The following is an 18,187-nucleotide window of genomic DNA, read 5'->3' on the forward strand; positions in this document are numbered from 1 at the left end:
GGATCCGTGTCTACGGCCGTACGAGGAGCTGGAACTCGAAGGAGTAGCGCGAGGCCCGGTAGACGTGCGAGCCGAACTCGACCGCGCGGCCCGTGTCGTCGAAGGTGGTGCGCTCCATCGTGAGCAGCGGGGCACCTTCGGGCTCGCCGAGGAGTTCGCCCTCGGCGGCGGTGGCCGCGCGGGCGCCGACGGTCTGGCGGGCGCTGTGCAGGGTGAGTCCCGCGGCCCGCATCAGGCGGTAGAGGCCGGTGGCGCCCAGCTGGCCGGTGTCGAGCGCGAGCAGCCCGGCGGGGATGTGATTGCGCAGATACGCCATGGGCTCGCCGTGCGCGAGGCGGAGCCGCTCCACCAGGTGCACCTCGTCGCCCTCCGCGACACCGAGGGCCGCCGCGACCTCGGCGGACGCCGGCTCGACGGCGTTGACCCTGACGCGGGTCTCGGGCCGCTGACCGGCGGCCTCCAGGTCGTCGTACAGGCTGCTGAGTTCGAGGGGGCGCTTGACCTGGCTGTGCACGACCTGTGTGCCGACGCCCCTGCGCCGCACGAGGAGCCCCTTGTCGACCAGCGACTGGATGGCCTGGCGGACCGTCGGCCGGGAGAGGCCTAGGCGCCCGGCGAGTTCTATCTCGTTGCCGAGCAGGCTGCCCGGCGTGAGGGCGCCGCGCTCGATGGCCGCCTCCAGCTGCTGGGACAGCTGGAAGTACAGCGGGACCGGGCTGCTGCGGTCGACGCCGAGCTGCAGGGCGACGGTGGGGTCCACGGCTGGTTTGTCGGCAGATTTGGGCACGGGCCGAGCGTAGCCCCAGGAAATGATGACGGGAAGTTCTGAAGTTCTGTTGTCCGGACAAAGGATTGACAGGGCCTCCGGGCCTGGCGAGGGTGGGTCCATGCGCATCGGACTGATCGGAACGGGTCGTATCGGCAGTTTTCACTCCGCGGCACTGCGGCGGCATCCCGACGTGGCGGCGCTGGTCGTCGCCGACGCGGACACCGGGCGGGCCCAGGCCCTCGCGTCCCGGATCGGGGCGACGGCCGCCGCGTCGGTCGGCGAGCTGTTCACCGGGGGCGTGGACGCCGTGGTGATCACCGCGGCGACCTCCGCGCACGCCGAGCTGATCGGCAGGGCGGCGCGGGCCGGGCTCCCCGTCTTCTGCGAGAAGCCGATCGCCCTTGACCTGCCGGGCACCCGCTCCGCGCTCCGGGAGGTCGAGTCGGCCGGGACGGTGCTCCAGATGGGGTTCCAGCGGCGGTTCGACGCCGGGTACTCGGCGGCGCGCGAGGCGGTCCGGGCGGGGCGGCTCGGCCGGCTGCACACGGTGCGCGCGGTCACCGCCGATCCTGCGCCGCCGCCGGCCGCCTATCTGCCGCTGTCCGGCGGGCTCTACCGGGACTGTCTGGTCCATGACTTCGACATGTTGCGCTGGGTGACGGGCCGTGAGGTGACGGACGTGTACGCGACCGGCTCCGACGCGGGCCCCGCGATGTTCCGCGAGGCGGACGACGTCGACACGGCCGCGGTGCTCCTCACCCTCGACGACGGGACGCTCGCCACGGCGACGGCCACGCGGTGCAACGGCGCGGGTTACGACGTACGCATGGAACTGGCCGGTGACGCCGACCAGATCGCGGTCGGTGTCGACGACCGCACCCCGCTGTCGTCCGTGGAACCGTCGGGCCCGCCGCCGCCCGAGAAGCCCTGGCCGGGATTCCTGGAGCGGTTCGCCCCCGCGTACGAGGCGGAGCTGGCCGCGTTCGTGGAGGTCGCGCGGGGCGAACGGACGAACCCCTGCGACGGCCGTGAGGCGCTGGCGGCGCTGCGGATCGCGGAGGCCTGTGAAGTGTCCCGGCGGGAGGGGCGGTTGGTGCGGATGACGGAGATCGGCGGGGGCTCCGAGGGCTGAACGAGGCCCGAGAGCTGATCAGCCGGCCGAGAGAACCGTCCCCTGAGCGACCGCGCACAGCGTCTCGTTCTCCCCGTCCGTGGTGAACAGGTCGCAGCGCACCACCGCTTGGCGGCGGCCCGCGTGGACGACCGTGGCGCGGGCGTGGAGTTCGGCGCCGGTGGCGGGCCGCATGTACTGGATGGAGAAGCCCGAGGTCAGCACGGCGGGGCCGAGCGCGGTGCCCGCGGCGAAGGTGAGGGCGTTGTCGGCCGCGTAGGCGAGGACTCCACCGTGCAGAAAGCCGTTCTGCTGGTGGAGTTCCTCGCGGATGGTGAGCTCGAGCGTGGCGGCACCTTCGCCGAACCGCGTGATGCGCGCCTGGAGCAGTCGGCTGAAGGGCTGGGCGTCGAGGGTCTTCTGGGCGAGGGCAAGATCAAAGGGGGCGCTCATGGGGCGTACGGTACAAGCCTCTTGAGGCAGGGGGCTCAGTCCACCCCGTCCAGCAATCCCGCGTCATGCGCCAACAGCGCGACCTGCACCCGGTTGTTGAGGTCCAGCTTCGTCAGGATGCGGGAGACATGGGCCTTCACCGTGGCGACGCTGAGGTAGAGCTCCGCCGCGATCTCCGCGTTGGACGCGCCGCGGCCCACCGCGACCGCCACCTCCCGTTCCCGCTCCCCCAGCAGTTCGAGCCGCACCAACGCCCGTTGTCTGCGCCCCTGTTGGGGGTCGGAGCCGGTCACCTGGGTGATCAACTGCTGGGTCACGGTGGGCGAGAGCACCGGTTCGCCCGCCGCCACCGCCCGCACCGCGGCGACGATCTCGGCGGGCGCGGTGTCCTTGAGCACGAAGCCGGCGGCGCCGGCCCGCAGCGCCCGCAGCACCTGTTCATCGGCGTGGAAGGTGGTGAGGACGATGACTTCGGGGGCGTCGGGGCGCCCCCGCAGCGCCTCGGTCGCCGCGAGGCCGTCCATCGTGGGCATGCGGATGTCCATCAGGACGACGTCGGGGCGCCGTTCGGCGACCAGGCCCGCGACCTCCGTTCCGTCGCCCGCCTCCCCCACGATCTCGATGTCGTCCGCGCCGCCGAGCATGAACGACAGTCCCGCGCGGACCAGCGGATCGTCGTCGACGAGCAGCAGCTTGATCGGTTTCATGGGGCCTACCGTAACGAGGTCGGGGACGTTGGTCGGATGCCGGACCCGGCGGCCGTCACCGCGCCCACGGCAGCCAGGCGCCGACCTCGAAGCCGCCGTCCGGTGTGCGGCCGTGTCGCAGGGTTCCGCCCGCGAGCGAGGCCCGCTCGGTGAGCCCGATCAGGCCCTGGCCGGAGCCCGGCACGTGCGGGACGTCGCCGGGCGGCGCCGGATTGCGTACGACGACACGGAGTCCTTCGCCGGGTGCGCCGGACACGACGACGCTCACCTCGGCGCCGGGGGCGTGCTTGCGGGCGTTGGTCAGGGCCTCCTGGGCGATGCGGTAGGCGGTGCGGCCGATCGCGGCGGGCACCTCGGCGGTGTCACCGGCCCGCTGGTCGAGCGCCACCTTCATGCCGGCCTCGCGCACCTCTGCGACCAGGGCGTCGAGCGCTGCGAGGGTCGGCTGCGGGCGGCCCGAGGCCTCGCCGTCGCCGCCGCGCAGCACGCCGATCACCTGCCGCAGGTCCTGCAGCGCCTCGTGCGAGCTCTCCCGGATGACACCGGCGGCGCGGGCGATCTCGTCGCGTGGCGCGTCGGGGCGGAACTCAAGGGCGCCCGCGTGCACGCTCAGCAGGGTCAGGCGGTGGGCGAGCACGTCGTGCATCTCGCGGGCGATGTCCTCGCGGGCGAGCCGCTGGGCCTGCTCGGCGCGGAGCGCGGCCTCGTTCTCGGCGCGGATGGCGCGGTCGCGCAGGCTGAGCAGGAGCTGCCGGCGGGAGCGGACGAACATGCCCCAGCCGATGACCGCGGAGTTGACGAGTACGCCGACGATGACGACCACCAGGTACGGCAGCTCGGCGTCGGGCCGCAGCCAGTACGTGAGCGGCACGATCGCGATCGAGACCCCGCCGATCCAGGCGACGTACCGGAAAGGACGGTGCACGGCCAGGGTGAACAGCGCCACCGCGGCGGCACCGGCCGCCGTGTCGGAGACGACACTGACCAGCACCATCGCGACGGCGAGGCCGACCGGCCACCGTCTGCGCAGCCACACCGTGGCGCAGGCGAGCGCGCCGATCAGCTGATCGAGCTCCGCGGCGGAGCGGGAGAGGTGCGGGTTGCCGTCGACGGAGTCGGCGGCCACCAGGCCGATGGCGACGGCCGCGAAGAAGCAGGCGAAGTCGACCAGCCAGTCGCGCAGGGTGCGCCGGGGCCTGCGCCCCGTGCCGCGGTCCGGGTCGAGCTCGGCGAGGACGGCCGACGGCAGCGCCCACGGACTCCTGGCCAAGGGGTGGGTCCGGGTCGTGGGGTCATTGCCGCTCATGGTCGACAAATCTACGCACCGCGGCGGGCGCCGGACGTCCCGTGGACGTGATCGGCTACGAAAGTCGCGCAGGTCGAGACTTTGGGAGGGGCGGGCGGGAAGAAGCCTCGCCCCGTGGCCGATGTGCGTGGGGAGGCCACAGGGCGAGGCTCTGTCGTATGAAACAGGCAGGCATGAAGCAGGCACTGGAGATCTTCGGCGTTCTTCTCCTGATCCAGGGCGCGGCGGCCGTCGTGCACGAGCTGACGGGCTGGCTGCACGGCTTCGGTCTCGTACGGCGGATCGGGTTCCTCGACGGCTACGAGATCTACGCGGGCGTCACACTCGTCGTGCTGGCGTTCGCGCTGTTCGCGGCCGCGGAGAGCCGGAAGAGACGCTAGGACCTGTCCGGCGGACAGGCCTTAGGGAACTGTCGTCGCCGACACCTCAGCAGTCGTAGTCGACCAGGTCGAACGACTCGTAGTGGTCGGCCGTGTAGTAGTCCTCCTGGCTGGCCTCTCCGGTCACGACGCGGCGCGCGCCGCGGTCGTCGGAGCCGGGGGTCTTGACCGTGTACTCGTGGTAGTAGCCGGAGCTCTGCGAGGGCAGGAGGCCTTCCCGGTTCTGGAAGACGGTGCCGTCCTGCGGATACGGGTAGGGGCCGCCCGCCTCGATCAGGTCGAGGGTGTCGTGCGCCTGGGAGGGCAGGGCGGAGTAGCAGATGTCGCCGACGGCGGCGACGGAGTGCGACGCCGATATCGAGACGGGGGCCGGGGCCTGGGCCGGGGCCGCGTTCGCGGAGACCGCGACGGGGCCGCCGACGAGCAGGGCGGCGGCGAGGGCGGTGACGCCGAGGATTCGTGGGGGGATTCGCATGGGTCCAGTGTGACGCGCGTAGAGGTTGGCGTGTCAACGACAAGTGCGGTGAATTTTCCGGGAGTTACCGAGAGTTAACCGCCCGAAGGCGGTTGTTCCTCCGTCAGTTCCGCTCCGCGGCGATGCGATGTTCGGCCATGTACTCGCGTATGCGCAGGCTGGTGGTCCCGCTGGTGTAGAGCACGGCGCCGCCGACCGACAGCGGGATCGAGAGCCCCAGCCAGGCCAGCATCTCGGGCCACCGGCGCTCGGCGTGGCACTCGCGCTGCGTCTCGGCCGCCTCCCAGGTCGGGGCGTCACCCTCGTAGAACAGCACCGACTCGCACCGGGTGCCGGAGTACCGGCCGTCCTCTCCGTCGAACGGCGCCATCAACTGCCATGCGAGCACGGCCCAGATCATGACCGCCCCGAACAGCAGCAGGTACCCCCAGTTGCGGCTGGCCTCCGCGCGACTGCCGAACTTCCGCTCGAAGTCTCCCATTTCGATCTCTCCCCGTTCCTTGATCGACTTCTCGGACGAGCACGGAACGTATCACCGCGCCCCACGCCCCCAACTGGTCCCGACCAGAACCAGCACACCTCCCACGATTCCCACCACACCGAGCCGTTCGCCGCCCAGGGCGATGCCCACCGCCGCCGCCCACAGCGGTTCCGTGCCGAGGAGCAGGCTCACGCGCGACGGGGAGGTTCTGCGGACCGCCCACATCTGCACGAAGAAGGCGAACAGCGTGCAGAACACGGCGAGGAAGAGCAGGCCCGCCCATTCGCGTACGCCGAAGTCCGCGGCGACGGACCAGGGCGACGCTCCCGTGCCGGCTCCGGCGAGGAGGGCGAACACGAGGACGGCGGAGCCGAGTTGGACCGTGGTCAGGGAGAGCGAGTCGGCCCCCTCGACCGACTTGATGCGGGACATCGCGAGGACGTGCACGGTGCGGGCGAGCGCGGCGAGCAGCATCAGGCCGTCGCCCGGCGAGGGTGTGGTGAAGCCGCCGCCCTGGGTCAGCAGGACCACGCCCAGCACGGAGAGTCCCGCCGCCGCGAGGAACGCCCGCGGCGGCCTGGTCCGGGTGACCGCCGCCTCCGCGAGCGGCGTGAAGATCATGGTGAGGCTGATGATGAGGCCCGCGTTGGTCGCCGAGGTGTGGACGACGCCGTACGTCTCCAGGAGGAAGATCCCGCCGAGGATCAGCCCGAGCGTCGCCGCCCCGCGCCACTGCGCCGCGGTCAGCGCCCGCAGGCCGCGCCAGCCCGCCGCGACCAGCGCGGGCAGCACGATGCCGAAGCGCAGCACCAGTACGGCGACGACCGTGTGCGTGGTGGTGATGCCCTTGGCCGCGAGATAACTGGCGCCCCAGACGACGGCCACCAGCAGGACGGGCAGATCGGTGAGCCAGGCGCGGCGCGCGGTGGGCGCGGCGGAAGCGGTGAGCGTCGACACGGGGCGCGGTCTCCAAGTCTCCTGCGGATGTGGCGGTGTGGAGACTTCGGCGGCTCTCACCTGAGGCGATCACCGTATCCGGCGGGGGTCGCGCCGACCAGATCAAGCGGGGCGGATCATCTCGGTCCGGCTATACGTAGCTGCCGTACTCGGGGCGCCCCGCGCGCTCGTACGTACTGATGACGACGCCCGTGGAGGTCGTACTCGTCCCGGCGTTCCGGAACGCGGTGGGCAGGCCGCCCTCGCCGAAGAGGCGCACTCCCGTGCCGAGCACCACGGGGTACGTCAGCAGGTGGATCGTGTCGATCAGGTCGTGCGCGAGGAGGGACTTGGCGAGGCCGGCGCTGCCGTGCATCTGGATCTCGCGGCCGGGCTGCTCCTTGAGGCGGGCCACGTCCTTGGCGAGGTCGTCACGGCCGATGAGGTGGGTGTTCGCCCAGTCCGCACCGGTGAGGGTGGTGGTGGCGACGTACTTGGGCAGCGTGTTGAGCCGGGAGGCCACCGGGTCGGCGGGATCGGTCATCTTGGGCCAGTACGAGGCGAAGATCTCGTAGGTGCGCCGCCCGAGCAGGAAGGCGTCGGTGCGGTCGTAGACGTCGTTGATGAACCGGCCGAAGTCCTCGTCGTCGTACGGCACGGACCAGCCGCCGTGCTCGAAGCCGCCCCTGCCGTCCTCCTCGGGGCCGCCCGGCGCCTGGATGACTCCGTCGAGGGTCTGGAACTCGGTGAGCGTGAGCTTCATGGCGGCGGCCTTTCGCTTCGGTTCGCTTCTCTGCTCTTCACCTACTGAGACCGCTCGCCCGCCCGGAAGTCATCGGAGTTCGCTGTCCAATTCCCGCCAGCGACGGGGACCGCGGGCCGCTTTCATTGAACACGCAAGCACCTCTTGCACGCAGATGACATGCAATATCCCGCTATCTCAGGATTGAGGTCAGTACAGCCATGCACACGTCTTCGTCTTCCTCGCTCACCGGCAAGGCGGCCCTGGTCACCGGCGGCAGCCGCGGCATGGGCGCCGCCATCGCCCTGCGGCTGGCCCAGCAGGGTGCCGATGTGGCGATCACGTACGTCAAGGAGGAGGCCGCCGCTCTCGACGTCGTCGCCAAGATCGAGGCGGCCGGGCGGCGCGGCTTCGCCATCAAGGCGGACGCGGGGGATCCCGGGGATGCCGCGGGCGCGGTGGAGCGCGCGGCGGACGATCTGGGGCGCCTGGACATCCTGGTGAACAACGCGGGCGTCGGAGTGCTCGGGCCCATCGGGGACTTGACGCTCGCCGATGTCGACCGGGTGCTCGACGTCAACGTACGCGCGGTCTTCCTGGCGTCTCAGGCGGCGGCCGGGCGGCTGGCGGACGGGGGCCGGATCATCTCGACCGGGTCGGCGCTCGCGCGGTTCGCCGGCGGGCCGGGAGGGACGCTGTACGCGATGAGCAAGGCCGCCCTCGCCGGGATGAGCAAGCCGCTGGCGCGGGAGCTCGCGGGGCGGCGGATCACGGTGAACGTCGTGCACCCCGGAGCCATCGACACGGACATGAACCCGGCGGACGGCCCCTTCGCCGAGCCGCAGCGGACGGCGACGGCGCTGGCCCGCTTCGGCTCCCCGGACGAAGTGGCATCGCTCGTCGCCTACTTGGCCGGGGACGAGGCGGGGTTCATCACGGGGGCGGAGCTGGTGGCGGACGGGGGGTACACGGCGTAGCGAAGCGCGTGCGCGGCGGAGAGGCCGGGGTCCGGCCCCTCCGCCGCGGCCGGAAAAGCTAGCCGCCCAGCTCCTGGTGACGGGCCGTCAGGGCGGTCGCGCCCGACTCCGTCAGGGAGCCGTACAGCCGCAGCCGCGAGATGCCGCCGTCCGGGAAGATGTCGATGCGGACGTGCGTGCCGATCGCCGGGGTGTCAAGGACGAACCGGTGGTTCGTGTCGGGCTGCAGGCGGGTGCGGGGCAGCGCCTCGACCCACTCGCCGTCCTCGCCGTCACGTACCGAAAGGGACGCCCAGCCCGCCGAGTTGCCCTTGAGGTACGCCGTGTCGATCTCGACGGCGCGGATCTCCGACTGGGCGACCAGCTGGTAGCGGATCCAGTCGTTGCCGGTGTCGCGGCGGCGGCGGGTCTCCCAGCCGTCGTCCATCTTGCGGGAGCGGCCCGGCTGGATGGTGTTGGTGGCCGGCGAGTAGAAGCGGTCGGAGGCGTCCTCGACCTGACCGCCGTTCTCCAGCGCGACCACGTCGAACGTGCCGAGGGCGGCGAGCCACTTGGGGTCGGCGACGACCTCGCCGTACACACGCAGGCGGGCGATGCCGCCGTCCGGGTGCTGGTTGATCCGCAGGTGCGTGAAGCGCTGCTCGACGTCCACGGCGAAGCCGTTCGCCGCGTGGCCGCCAACCGCCGTGCGGGGCACGAGAGTCGTCCACTTCACGTCGTCACCGAGCAGCTCCTCCGGCGTCGGCGAACCGGCGACGGAGGTGGCCTCGACGGAGACGGCCTGCGGGTAGTTGCCGCGGAAGTGGGCGGTGTCGATGACGATGCCGCGTACGACGCCGGGCGCGCCGAGGCGTACGAGCGCCCAGTCGTGGTCCTCGGCCGTCGGCCACGGGTGCTCGGCGGAGACGCCGCGGCGGCGGCGGGTCTCCCAGCCGTCCATGACCTTGCCCTTGTGCCCGAAGTGCTCCGGGTCGAACTCGGCGGCGTTGGCCAGGAGCAGGTTCTCGCGCATCGCGAAGAACTCGTCGTTGGCGGCGATCACACCGGCGCCGAGCTGCCGGTCGGCGAGGTTGGCGTACTGGGTGAAGGGGAAGTCGGCGGTGCGGTAGTCCGCGTACGGGTCGCCGCCGCCGTAGGGGCTGGCGTCACCGGTGAAGGAGGGGATCGACGTCACGGGGGTCAGTTGTTCCTTTCCAGAAGTCGGCCTGCGGGTTCACTGAACTCGCCGCCGTGCAGGATGCGTTCGCCGCGCAGCCAGGTGGACTTCACGACGCCGCTGAGGGTCTTGCCCGCGTACGCCGTGACTCGGTTCCGGTGCTGCAGCTCCGCGGGGTCCACGGTGAAGGTCTCGTCGGGCGCGAGGACCGCGAAGTCGGCGTCGCGGCCGGCCTCGATGGCGCCCTTCTGGTCCAGTCCGACCAGTTCGGAGGTGCGCGTCGACATCCAGCGCACCACGTCCTCGAGGCTGTGGCCGCGCTTACGGGCCTCGGTCCAGATCGCGGGGAGGCTGAGCTGGAGCCCGGAGATGCCGCCCCACGCGGTCGCGAAGTCGTCGGTCTTGAGGTCCGCGGTGGACGGGGAGTGGTCCGTCACGATGCAGTCGATGGTGCCGTCGGCGAGCGCGGCCCAGAGCAGGTCCTGGTTGGCGGCCTCGCGGATCGGCGGGCAGCACTTGAACTCGCTCGCCCCGTCCGGGACTTCCTCCGCGGTGAGCGTGAGGTAGTGCGGGCAGGTCTCGACGGTGAGCTTGACGCCCTCGCTCCGGGCGGCGGCGATCAGCGGCAGGGCGTCGGACGAGGACAGGTGCAGTACGTGGACGCGGGCGCCGAGCCGCTTGGCGGTGTCGATGAGGCCCTTGATCGCGACGTCCTCGGAGATACGGGGGCGGGTCGCGAGGTAGTCGTCGTACTTGGGGCCGCTGTTGTGCGGGGCCGCGTCCAGCTCGTGCGGGTCCTCGGCGTGCACGATGAGAAGGCCGCCGAAGCCGGCGATCTCGGCCATGGAGGTGGCGAGCTGGTCCTGGTCCAGGTGCGGGAACTCATCCACGCCGGACGGCGACAGGAAGCACTTGAAGCCGTAGACCCCGGCTTCGTGCAGGGGCTTGAGGTCCCGGACGTTGTCGGGCAGGGCGCCGCCCCAGAAGCCGACGTCGATGTGCGCCTTGGTGCGGGCGACGTCCTGCTTGGTGCGCAGGTTGTCGACGGTGGTGGTCGGCGGCAGGGAGTTGAGCGGCATGTCGACGAGGGTGGTGATGCCACCGGCGGCCGCGGCGCGCGTCGCGGTCCAGAAACCCTCCCACTCGGTGCGGCCCGGGTCGTTCACGTGGACGTGCGTGTCCACGAGGCCCGGAAGCAGCACGTCGTCGCCGAAGTCCTCCAGCCGGGCGCCGGCCGGCACATCGGCGTCGTACGCCCGCACGGCCGTGATCTTCCCGCCGGAGACCGCGACCGACGCGGCGCGGGTGCCCTCCGGGGTGATCACTCGGGTCGAGCGCAGCACCAGTTCAACGTCCACCCTCAACGCCCTCTCTTCGCTGTTGTGGTCAGTCGTCTGCTGTTCGTTCTTTTCCGCTACACAGACCTTTCGGTTCCGCTAAACGGAATTCAACGTTCTGTTGAAAGAGTCTTCACGTCCGATCGCGAGCCGTCAAGAGGTCACCTGGAGCACACTGGACGTTTCCACAAAGTGGAATTAGAATTCCGAAAGCGTGAACGTAGCTACGCACAACCGGACCGTCAAGCGATCACCGGCCGTTACTGCGGAGAAGCGGACAAAGGCCCCCTGACCGGCGAAGACGGCAGGGCGGTCGCAGGACCCGGAGAAGAACCGCCCGGTAGGCTGCTGCCTTGCCCGTCAGCCCCGAAAGGACTGCGCCGTGCCGACGTCAAGCGCCAGCGACGCCTCCACCGAAGTCGCCGCCTCCAAGCCGCCCGCTGCCAGCGGTGGTGTCCAGTCCCTCGAGCGCGCCTTCGACCTCCTTGAACGGATGGCGGACGCGGGGGGCGAGGTCGGTCTGAGCGAGCTGTCGGCCAGCAGCGGACTTCCGCTCCCCACGATCCACCGCCTGATGCGCACGCTGGTCGCCTGCGGCTACGTACGCCAGCAGCCGAACCGCCGCTACTCACTGGGCCCGCGCCTGATCCGCCTCGGCGAGTCGGCCTCGCGCCTCCTCGGCACCTGGGCCCGCCCCTACCTCGCCCGCCTGGTCGAGGAGACCGGCGAGACGGCGAACATGGCGCTGCTCGACGGGGACGAGATCGTGTACGTCGCGCAGGTGCCGTCCAAGCACTCCATGCGGATGTTCACCGAGGTCGGCCGCCGGGTCCTGCCCCACTCGACGGGCGTGGGCAAGGCGCTCCTGGCGCACACGCCGCCGGAGGAGGTCCGGGCCCTGCTCGCCCGCACCGGAATGCCGGCCGCCACGGAGAAGACCATCACGACACCGGAGGGCTTCCTCGACGCGCTGGAGGAGGTCCGCAGGGCGGGCTACGCGGTCGACGACAACGAACAGGAGATCGGGGTCCGCTGCCTGGCCGTCTCGGTCCCCAACTCCCCCACGGCAGCGGCGATCTCCATCTCTGGCCCGGCGGGCCGGGTGACGGAGACGGCCGTCGAGAAGATCGTCCCGGTGTTGCAGGAAGTGGCGGTGGAACTCTCCGCGGCGCTGGCGAGTTCGGGTCCGGCCGCGTAGTTCCGCACCGCACGCGAAGGCTCCGCCCCCACAGCAGGGGGGCGGAGCCTTCAGCTGTCGGGCAGGGGCGGGTTCGGGAGTCATCGCGCAGGGGCGGGGTCGGGAGTCATCGGGAAGGCGCAGGGTCGGGGAATGGATCCCCCGTAGTGGCCCCCAGCCGGCCGTCCACCATCTCCACCACCCTGTCGGCGACGGCCAGCCGCGCCCTGTCGTGCGTGACCAGGACCGTCGCCGTGTCCCGCTCCCTCGTGAGGCGGGAGAGCAGGTCCAGGACCGCTGCCCCGTGTTCGTGGTCCAGCGCGCTGGTCGGCTCGTCGACCAGCAGGACCGCCGGGGTGTTCATCAGGGCGCGTGCGATGCCGATCCGTTGGCGCTGGCCGCCCGACAGTTGGTGCGGGCGGCGGTGGGAGAGGTCCGCGAGGCCGACGACGGACAGCAACTCCCTTGCCCTGTCCCGGACTTCAGAGCGCCTGCGGCGGCCCGCCGCACCGTCCAGATGCGGCATCAGCTGCAACTGCTCCAGCGCCGTCAGCGACGGCAGCAGGTTCGGCTGCTGGAAGACGATGCCCAGGCGGCGGCGCCGCAGCTCGGCGCGTTCGGCGCGGGACAGCGCGCCCGTCTCCGTGCCGTCGACCACCACCCGCCCCCGGTCCGGCGTCACCAGCGTCGCCGCCACCGCCAGCAGGCTGGACTTCCCGGAGCCGGACGGGCCGACGACCGCCGTCAGGGTCCCCGCCGGGACCTCCAGGCCTACGCCGTCGAGTGCCGTCAGGCGGCCGTCGCCGTCCGGATACGTCAGCGTGATGTCTTCGAGGGACAGACTCATCGGGCACTCCCCAGCGCGGTCAGCGGATCGACGGCGGTGATCCGCCGGACGGACAGGCCCGCCCCGAGCGCCCCGAGGGCGATCAGCACGGCCGCGGGCCACAGGACGGTCGACGGTTCGAGCACGAACGGGACGTCGCCGCCGCTGATCACGGAACCGACCGCCGCCGCGATCCCCGTACCCAGCGCCGTCCCCACGGCCAGCATCAGCACCGCCTGCCCGAGCGCGTCCCGCAGGAGGTACGGCGTGGACGCCCCCAGCGCCTTGAGGACCGCGATGTCCCCGGCGCGCTGGATTGTCCACACGGTGAAGAACGCCCCTATCACCAGCGCGGAGATCACGAAGAGGAAGCCCCGCATCAGCTGCAGCGAACCGTTCTCCGCCTGGTAGGAGCCGATCGCGGTGAGCGCCCCGTCGAGGGACTTGGTCTCCGTCCCCGCCTCCTTGTCCCCGGCCGGGACGTCGACCCCGTCTCCCGTACGCAGCGCGACGACCGTCGCCTGGTCGTCCATGGACGTACCCCGGTGACCAAGCGCCTGCCAGTCGTCGAGCGCGGTCCAGACGACGGGCGTATGGCTGTACGACGCATTCGACGCGACCCGCGCGACCCGCTCGGTCACACTGCCGAGCCGCACCTCGTCACCGGGCCCGGCACCGAGATCCGCCGCGGCCTTCGTGGAGAGCACCACCTGCCCCGGAGCGACGCCGTCCGGAGCGATGCCCGCGTCCGGCTCGACGCCGAAGGCGGACACGGCGGCCGAGCGGTCACCGGCGGTGGCGTTGAGCGTGCTGATCCCGATGGGCTCGGCGGACCGTACGCCGGGCCGGTCCGCCCAGCTCTCCCACGCGCGCCGCTCCACCTGGGACTGCGTGAAGGAGACGGACCGGCCGTCCGGCGGCGCGGCGAAGGCGAGGCGGTCGGCGGGCAGGCCGGTGATCGCGGAGGTGTTCTCCTTGGCGAGCCCCGCCGTCAGTCCCGACAGCAGTCCCACGAGCAGAGTGATGAGCACGACGACGGCTCCCATCAGGGCGAACCGCCCCTTGGCGAACCGTAGGTCTCTCCATGCGACGAACATGGCTCCACCCTGCGTCCGCACCGTACCCGCGGGCATCGCGCCACAGCACGCTTCACCCGAATCGAAGGAGGGAGCCCGCTTTCAAACTTTCGGTTGACGGGAAACTCCGGGCGTCCGCCTACGCTGGATGGGGCCATGCCCCGGCTCCGGGGCCCGTGCCCTCCTGAGAATCCCGTCCGACACCGGCGGCGACCACACCCGTGGGAAGTGACCATGAACGCCGTGCCGACGACCGCCGCGCAGCGCACCCCCGTCGCGCTCGTCCTGCGGCTCTGCCTGCACGCCCTGCTCGCCGGACTGCTCGCACTGCCCGCCGCCCGCGCCCTCGCCGACGGCACACCGCACGCGGCGGCGGTCGTGACGGCCGTACTGACGATGGGGGCCGTCTACGCGGCGGGCACGCTCAGCCCGGCCGTGGCCCGCTCGCAGCGCGCGGCGGCGGTGTGGCTCGCGGCGCTCGGCGTCACCTGGGTGATGCTCCTTGCACTGTCCCCCGACGGGCTCTGGGCCGCGTTCCCGCTGTACTTCCTCCAGCTGCATCTGCTGCCGATCCGTTGGGCTCTGCCCACGGTCGCGCTGACCGCCGTGGCCGCCATCGCGAGCTTCCTGCTGCACAGTTCGCCCGTCTCCCCCGGCACCTTCATCGGACCGCCGCTGGGCGCCGCCGTAGCGGTCGCCACGGTCCTCGGGTACCAGGCGCTGTACCGGGAGAGCGAGCACCGCCGCCGGCTGATCGACGAGCTGATGGCGACCCGCGCCGAACTCGCCGCCGCCGAGCGCACCGCGGGCACCCTCGCCGAGCGCGAGCGCCTCGCACGCGAGATCCACGACACCCTGGCGCAGGGGCTCTCCTCCATCCAGCTCCTATTGCGCGCCGCCCAGCGCGCGCTGCCCGCCGGTTCCGCCGCCGCCCCGCACATCGAGCAGGCCCGCACCGCCGCGCAGGACAATCTCGCCGAGGCCCGCAGGTTCGTGCGCGCGCTCAGCCCGCCGGACCTGGAGCACGGCTCGCTCGCCGGGGCCCTTGAGCGGCTCTCGGCGTCGGCGCACGGCACCAAGGTCCAGTTCTCGGTCAGCGGCACGCCCACCGAACTGCCCACGCCGTACGAGGTCGCCCTGCTCCGCACCGCCCAGTCCGCGCTCGCGAACACCGTCCGGCACGCGGCGGCGGACCGGGCCGAGATCACCCTCAGCTTCATGGACACCTCGGTCTGCCTGGACGTCGTCGACGACGGGCGCGGCTTCGACCCGGCGTCCGCGCCGCGCGGCGACGGCGGCTTCGGGCTGCCGGCCATGCGGTCGCGGGCGCGCTCGCTCGGCGGGACGCTGAGCGTCGAGTCGGCGCCGGGGCAGGGCACGGCGGTGGCGGTCACGCTGCCCCTTCCGGTGCCCGCTCCCGCCCCCGCTCCAGGAGAGGCCGCACTGTGACGTCCCCCATCCGGCTGCTGCTCGCCGACGACCACCCGGTGGTCCGCGCGGGGCTGCGCGCCGTCCTCGACACGGAACCGGACTTCGCCGTCATGGCGGAGGCGCCGACCGCGGAAGAGGCCGTCGCGCTCGCCGCCACCGGCGCGTACGACGTGGTCCTGATGGACCTCCAGTTCGGCACGGGGCTGCACGGCTCGCAGGCCACGGCCCAGATCACGGCCGTGCCGGGCGCGCCCCGCGTCCTGGTCCTCACCACGTACGACACGGACGCGGACATCCTCGCCGCGGTCGAGGCGGGCGCGGCGGGCTATCTCCTCAAGGACGCGCCGCCGGAGGAACTCGCCGCGGCGGTCCGCACGGCGGCGGCCGGCCAGTCGGCGCTCGCCCCCGCCATCGCGCACCGCCTGATGGACCGCATGCGGGCCCCCGGAGAAGCGCTCAGCCTGCGCGAACTGGAGGTGCTCCGACTGGTCCGCGACGGCCTCTCCAACCAGCAGATCAGCAAGCAGCTCTTCCTCAGCCAGGCGACGGTGAAGTCGCATCTGGTGCACATCTATTCGAAGCTGGGCGTCGATTCGCGCACGGCGGCGGTGGCGGCGGCCACGGGGCGGGGCCTGATCAGGGCCGCGGGGCGGGCATAGCGCGCCTGCCCTCAGCCCGGCCGCCGGTCAAGCCCGACCTCGGCGGGCGACATCGCGGGCCGGACGAAGTCCGCCACGCTGAGCCGCCTCAAGGTGCGCCGAGCATGCTTCGGAACCCAGGGGCCCGGCACCGCCATCACCGGGCAGCCGGCATGCGCATGGACGTATCGGCTGATCCTGCTCCAACGGCGCCGGACGCCGAGGACGAGCAGATCGTCCGCGCCAGAGACGAGCCCGCACAGCGCCCGCCCCGGCCGGTCCCGCACCACCCGGCGTTCGACCGTGACCCCCTGCGGCACCCCGCCGAACGCCTCGTCGAAGGCCCGGTCGAGGCTCTCCCGCGCCGCCGTCTCCCACTGCTCCGCCCAGGCCCGGTCCGGTCTCTTCGCGTACAGCCCCTCGCCCTCCGGCGGCTCCCAGGCGATCACCGCGACCAGGACGAGCCCGGCGCGCCGCGCCTCCCGCGCCCCCGCCCGCAGCGCCGCGAGACTCGCCAGCGATCCGCTCACTGCGACGACAACCCGCGCTCCCACGCCGAACACCTCCCGTTCGCAGGCCGCATCAGGCCAATGCGGCGTACCGGTCCCGAGTCTGTACGCTGATTGGCCTGGCCAGCAGGGCCAATCAGCGGGAGGTGGCATGGCAGACGTCCGAGCGATCCACGATGTGGACCGGAGACTGGGCAGCAGGCAGCTGGCCGCACTGGTGACCGGCACCGCCGGGGAGCACCCCGGCTACCGCGCGCTCGCCCACGGCGTACGCACCCTGCTCCTGGACGGCCGTATCCCGCTGCACACCCGACTGCCCGCCGAGCGAGAACTCGCCACGGCGCTCGGCGTCAGCAGGGCCACCGTCACGGCGGCGTACGACGTGCTGCGCGAGGGCGGCTTCGCCCGCAGCAGGCGCGGCGCGGGCACCTGGACCGAGCTGCCCGAGGGACGGCGGCCGGCCAGCGTGGCCGCGTTCCCCGCCGGGGACGGCGTGCTCGACCTGGCGGTGGCGGCACCCGGCGCGCCGGAGGCGGAGCTGGGCGAGGCGCTGGCCGCGGCGGGTGCGGCGCTGCCCCGGCACGCGTCGACGCCGGGCTACCACCCTTACGGTCTCCCGGAGTTGCGGGCGGCGGTCGCCGAGCGGTTCACGCGGCGTGGCCTTCCGACCATCCCCGACCAGATCCTCATCACCACCGGCGCCCAGCACGCGCTCTCCCTCACGCTGACCCTGCTCGGCAGGCCGGGCGACCGGGTGCTGGTGGAGAACCCCTCGTACCCCAACGCCCTGGACGCGATCCGCCGCGCGGGGCTGCGCGCCACGCCCGTGCCGGTCACCGACGCCGGCTGGGACACCGGCCTCGTCGAGTCGACGCTCCGTCAGGCGGCGCCCCGTATCGCCTACTTGGTGCCGGACTTCCAGAATCCGACCGGCAGCCTGATGCCCCGGGAGCAGCGGGTGCGGATCCTGGAGACCGCGCGCGCCACCGGCAGTTGGCTGCTGATCGACGAGACGATCGCGGACATCGCGCTCGACGGGCCGCCGCCCGCGCCATTCGCCTCGCTGGCGCCGCACGGGGTCGGTGAACAGGTCGTCACCGTCGGGTCGTTGAGCAAGACGCACTGGGGCGGGCTGCGCATCGGGTGGGTGCGGGCGGGGTCACGGCTGATCACCGAGCTGGCGACGGCGCGGGTGCCGTCCGACATGTCGACGCCGGTGATCGAGCAGCTGGTGGCGCTGCATCTGGTCGAGGGGATGGACGAGGTGCTGCGGGAGCGGCTGCCCCGGCTGCGGGCGCAGCGGGACGCGCTCGGCGCGGCGCTGTCCCGCCATCTCCCGGAGTGGCGTTGGACGTTGCCGCCGGGCGGTCTCTCCCTCTGGGTGGACCTGGGCCGGCCGATCGCCTCCTCGCTGGCCGCGGCGGCGCTGGAGCACGGGGTGCGGATCGAGGGCGGGGCCCGCTTCGGGGCGGACCCCGGCACGCACGAGCACCGGCTGCGGATTCCCTATACGCTGCCGTCGCCGCTGGGCGAGGAGGCGGTGCAGAGGTTGGCGGCGGCGCTCGGCGGCGGCTTGACCCACCCGGCGGGCGGAGCGCCTCGGCACTGGGTGGCCTGAACCGGCCGTCCACGCACCGCCCCGCCATCGGCACCCGGCGCCATGGGTTGTGCCCACCCGTTCCGCCGTGCGGAACGGGTGG

20 protein-coding genes are annotated in these 18,187 nt (G+C 72.4%); 7 read left to right on the forward strand and 13 right to left on the reverse strand.

What is annotated here, in order from left to right:
* Window positions 1–10: 10 nt before the first annotated feature.
* The gene (locus ACIBKX_RS11320; protein WP_363277078.1) at window positions 11–760 is read right to left on the reverse strand and encodes a GntR family transcriptional regulator; all 750 of its coding nucleotides are present in this window, start codon (window positions 758–760) and stop codon (window positions 11–13) included.
* Between the two features lie 127 nt (window positions 761–887).
* Between ACIBKX_RS11320 and ACIBKX_RS11325 the strand changes: the two genes are divergently transcribed.
* Window positions 888–1,901: a Gfo/Idh/MocA family oxidoreductase gene (locus ACIBKX_RS11325; RefSeq protein ID WP_363277041.1), complete on the forward strand. Its 1,014-nt coding sequence runs from the start codon at window positions 888–890 to the stop codon at window positions 1,899–1,901.
* Between the two features lie 18 nt (window positions 1,902–1,919).
* On the opposite strand, the gene ACIBKX_RS11330 is transcribed toward ACIBKX_RS11325, so the two are convergent.
* Genes ACIBKX_RS11330 through ACIBKX_RS11340 form a run of 3 tightly spaced genes read right to left on the reverse strand, consistent with a single transcriptional unit; the run spans window position 1,920 to window position 4,346 of the window.
* Window positions 1,920–2,333, reverse strand: a complete 414-nt coding sequence (locus ACIBKX_RS11330; RefSeq protein WP_363277042.1) for a PaaI family thioesterase — start codon at window positions 2,331–2,333, stop codon at window positions 1,920–1,922.
* A gap of 35 nt (window positions 2,334–2,368) precedes the next feature.
* Window positions 2,369–3,040: a response regulator transcription factor gene (locus ACIBKX_RS11335; protein WP_363277043.1), complete on the reverse strand. Its 672-nt coding sequence runs from the start codon at window positions 3,038–3,040 to the stop codon at window positions 2,369–2,371.
* Window positions 3,041–3,095: 55 nt separating this feature from the next.
* Window positions 3,096–4,346, reverse strand: a complete 1,251-nt coding sequence (locus ACIBKX_RS11340) for a histidine kinase (protein WP_363277044.1) — start codon at window positions 4,344–4,346, stop codon at window positions 3,096–3,098.
* A gap of 173 nt (window positions 4,347–4,519) precedes the next feature.
* Here ACIBKX_RS11340 and ACIBKX_RS11345 point away from each other — a divergent pair, with 173 nt between their 5' ends.
* On the forward strand, window positions 4,520–4,726 hold the full coding sequence (locus ACIBKX_RS11345; RefSeq protein ID WP_363277079.1) for a hypothetical protein: 207 nt from the start codon (window positions 4,520–4,522) through the stop codon (window positions 4,724–4,726).
* Window positions 4,727–4,772: 46 nt separating this feature from the next.
* Here the strand turns inward: ACIBKX_RS11345 and ACIBKX_RS11350 are convergent, their stop codons facing one another.
* The 4 genes from ACIBKX_RS11350 to ACIBKX_RS11365 all read right to left on the reverse strand — a co-directional run bounded on the left by ACIBKX_RS11350 (window position 4,773) and on the right by ACIBKX_RS11365 (window position 7,381).
* Window positions 4,773–5,201, reverse strand: a complete 429-nt coding sequence (locus ACIBKX_RS11350; protein WP_363277045.1) for a ribonuclease — start codon at window positions 5,199–5,201, stop codon at window positions 4,773–4,775.
* Between the two features lie 103 nt (window positions 5,202–5,304).
* Window positions 5,305–5,682, reverse strand: a complete 378-nt coding sequence (locus ACIBKX_RS11355) for a hypothetical protein (RefSeq protein WP_363277046.1) — start codon at window positions 5,680–5,682, stop codon at window positions 5,305–5,307.
* A 51-nt stretch (window positions 5,683–5,733) separates the two neighbouring features.
* Entirely contained in the window at window positions 5,734–6,639 is a 906-nt protein-coding gene (locus ACIBKX_RS11360) for a DMT family transporter (RefSeq protein ID WP_363277047.1), read from the reverse strand.
* 130 nt (window positions 6,640–6,769) lie between these two features.
* Window positions 6,770–7,381 carry a dihydrofolate reductase family protein gene (locus tag ACIBKX_RS11365; RefSeq protein WP_363277048.1) on the reverse strand — a complete coding sequence of 204 codons (612 nt, stop codon included), beginning with the start codon at window positions 7,379–7,381 and terminating at the stop codon, window positions 6,770–6,772.
* 200 nt (window positions 7,382–7,581) lie between these two features.
* Here ACIBKX_RS11365 and ACIBKX_RS11370 point away from each other — a divergent pair, with 200 nt between their 5' ends.
* On the forward strand, window positions 7,582–8,337 hold the full coding sequence (locus ACIBKX_RS11370) for a 3-oxoacyl-ACP reductase family protein (protein WP_363277049.1): 756 nt from the start codon (window positions 7,582–7,584) through the stop codon (window positions 8,335–8,337).
* Between the two features lie 58 nt (window positions 8,338–8,395).
* Here ACIBKX_RS11370 and alc read toward each other — a convergent pair whose 3' ends face one another.
* Window positions 8,396–9,511, reverse strand: coding sequence for an allantoicase (alc, locus tag ACIBKX_RS11375; protein WP_363277050.1), 1,116 nt, complete (start codon window positions 9,509–9,511; stop codon window positions 8,396–8,398).
* Between the two features lie 5 nt (window positions 9,512–9,516).
* Window positions 9,517–10,851 carry an allantoinase AllB gene (gene allB / locus ACIBKX_RS11380; protein WP_363277051.1) on the reverse strand — a complete coding sequence of 445 codons (1,335 nt, stop codon included), beginning with the start codon at window positions 10,849–10,851 and terminating at the stop codon, window positions 9,517–9,519.
* Window positions 10,852–11,212: 361 nt separating this feature from the next.
* Between allB and ACIBKX_RS11385 the strand changes: the two genes are divergently transcribed.
* Window positions 11,213–12,028: an IclR family transcriptional regulator gene (locus tag ACIBKX_RS11385; protein ID WP_363277052.1), complete on the forward strand. Its 816-nt coding sequence runs from the start codon at window positions 11,213–11,215 to the stop codon at window positions 12,026–12,028.
* A 106-nt stretch (window positions 12,029–12,134) separates the two neighbouring features.
* On the opposite strand, the gene ACIBKX_RS11390 is transcribed toward ACIBKX_RS11385, so the two are convergent.
* Both ACIBKX_RS11390 and ACIBKX_RS11395 read right to left on the reverse strand, forming a co-directional pair.
* Window positions 12,135–12,854 (reverse strand): ABC transporter ATP-binding protein, encoded by a 720-nt coding sequence (locus ACIBKX_RS11390; protein ID WP_363277053.1) that lies wholly within the window; start codon window positions 12,852–12,854, stop codon window positions 12,135–12,137.
* Window positions 12,851–13,930: an ABC transporter permease gene (locus ACIBKX_RS11395; protein WP_363277054.1), complete on the reverse strand. Its 1,080-nt coding sequence runs from the start codon at window positions 13,928–13,930 to the stop codon at window positions 12,851–12,853. The genes ACIBKX_RS11390 and ACIBKX_RS11395 overlap by 4 nt, the downstream gene beginning before the upstream one ends.
* A gap of 213 nt (window positions 13,931–14,143) precedes the next feature.
* On the opposite strand from ACIBKX_RS11395, the gene ACIBKX_RS11400 reads away from it, so the two are divergent.
* Window positions 14,144–15,358, forward strand: coding sequence for a sensor histidine kinase (locus ACIBKX_RS11400; RefSeq protein ID WP_363277055.1), 1,215 nt, complete (start codon window positions 14,144–14,146; stop codon window positions 15,356–15,358).
* Complete coding sequence (locus tag ACIBKX_RS11405; RefSeq protein WP_363277056.1) at window positions 15,355–15,999, forward strand: response regulator transcription factor; 645 nt, start codon at window positions 15,355–15,357, stop codon at window positions 15,997–15,999. Before ACIBKX_RS11400 ends, ACIBKX_RS11405 begins: the two co-directional genes overlap by 4 nt.
* Before the next feature lie 11 nt (window positions 16,000–16,010).
* Here ACIBKX_RS11405 and ACIBKX_RS11410 read toward each other — a convergent pair whose 3' ends face one another.
* On the reverse strand, window positions 16,011–16,532 hold the full coding sequence (locus ACIBKX_RS11410) for a universal stress protein (protein WP_363277057.1): 522 nt from the start codon (window positions 16,530–16,532) through the stop codon (window positions 16,011–16,013).
* Window positions 16,533–16,638: 106 nt separating this feature from the next.
* On the opposite strand from ACIBKX_RS11410, the gene ACIBKX_RS11415 reads away from it, so the two are divergent.
* On the forward strand, window positions 16,639–18,105 hold the full coding sequence (locus ACIBKX_RS11415; protein ID WP_363277058.1) for a PLP-dependent aminotransferase family protein: 1,467 nt from the start codon (window positions 16,639–16,641) through the stop codon (window positions 18,103–18,105).
* The last annotated feature ends 82 nt before the right edge of the window (window positions 18,106–18,187 follow it).

Origin of the sequence: Streptomyces sp. NPDC050658 (assembly GCF_044457025.1) — a bacterium.
GTDB lineage: Bacteria > Actinomycetota > Actinomycetes > Streptomycetales > Streptomycetaceae > Streptomyces.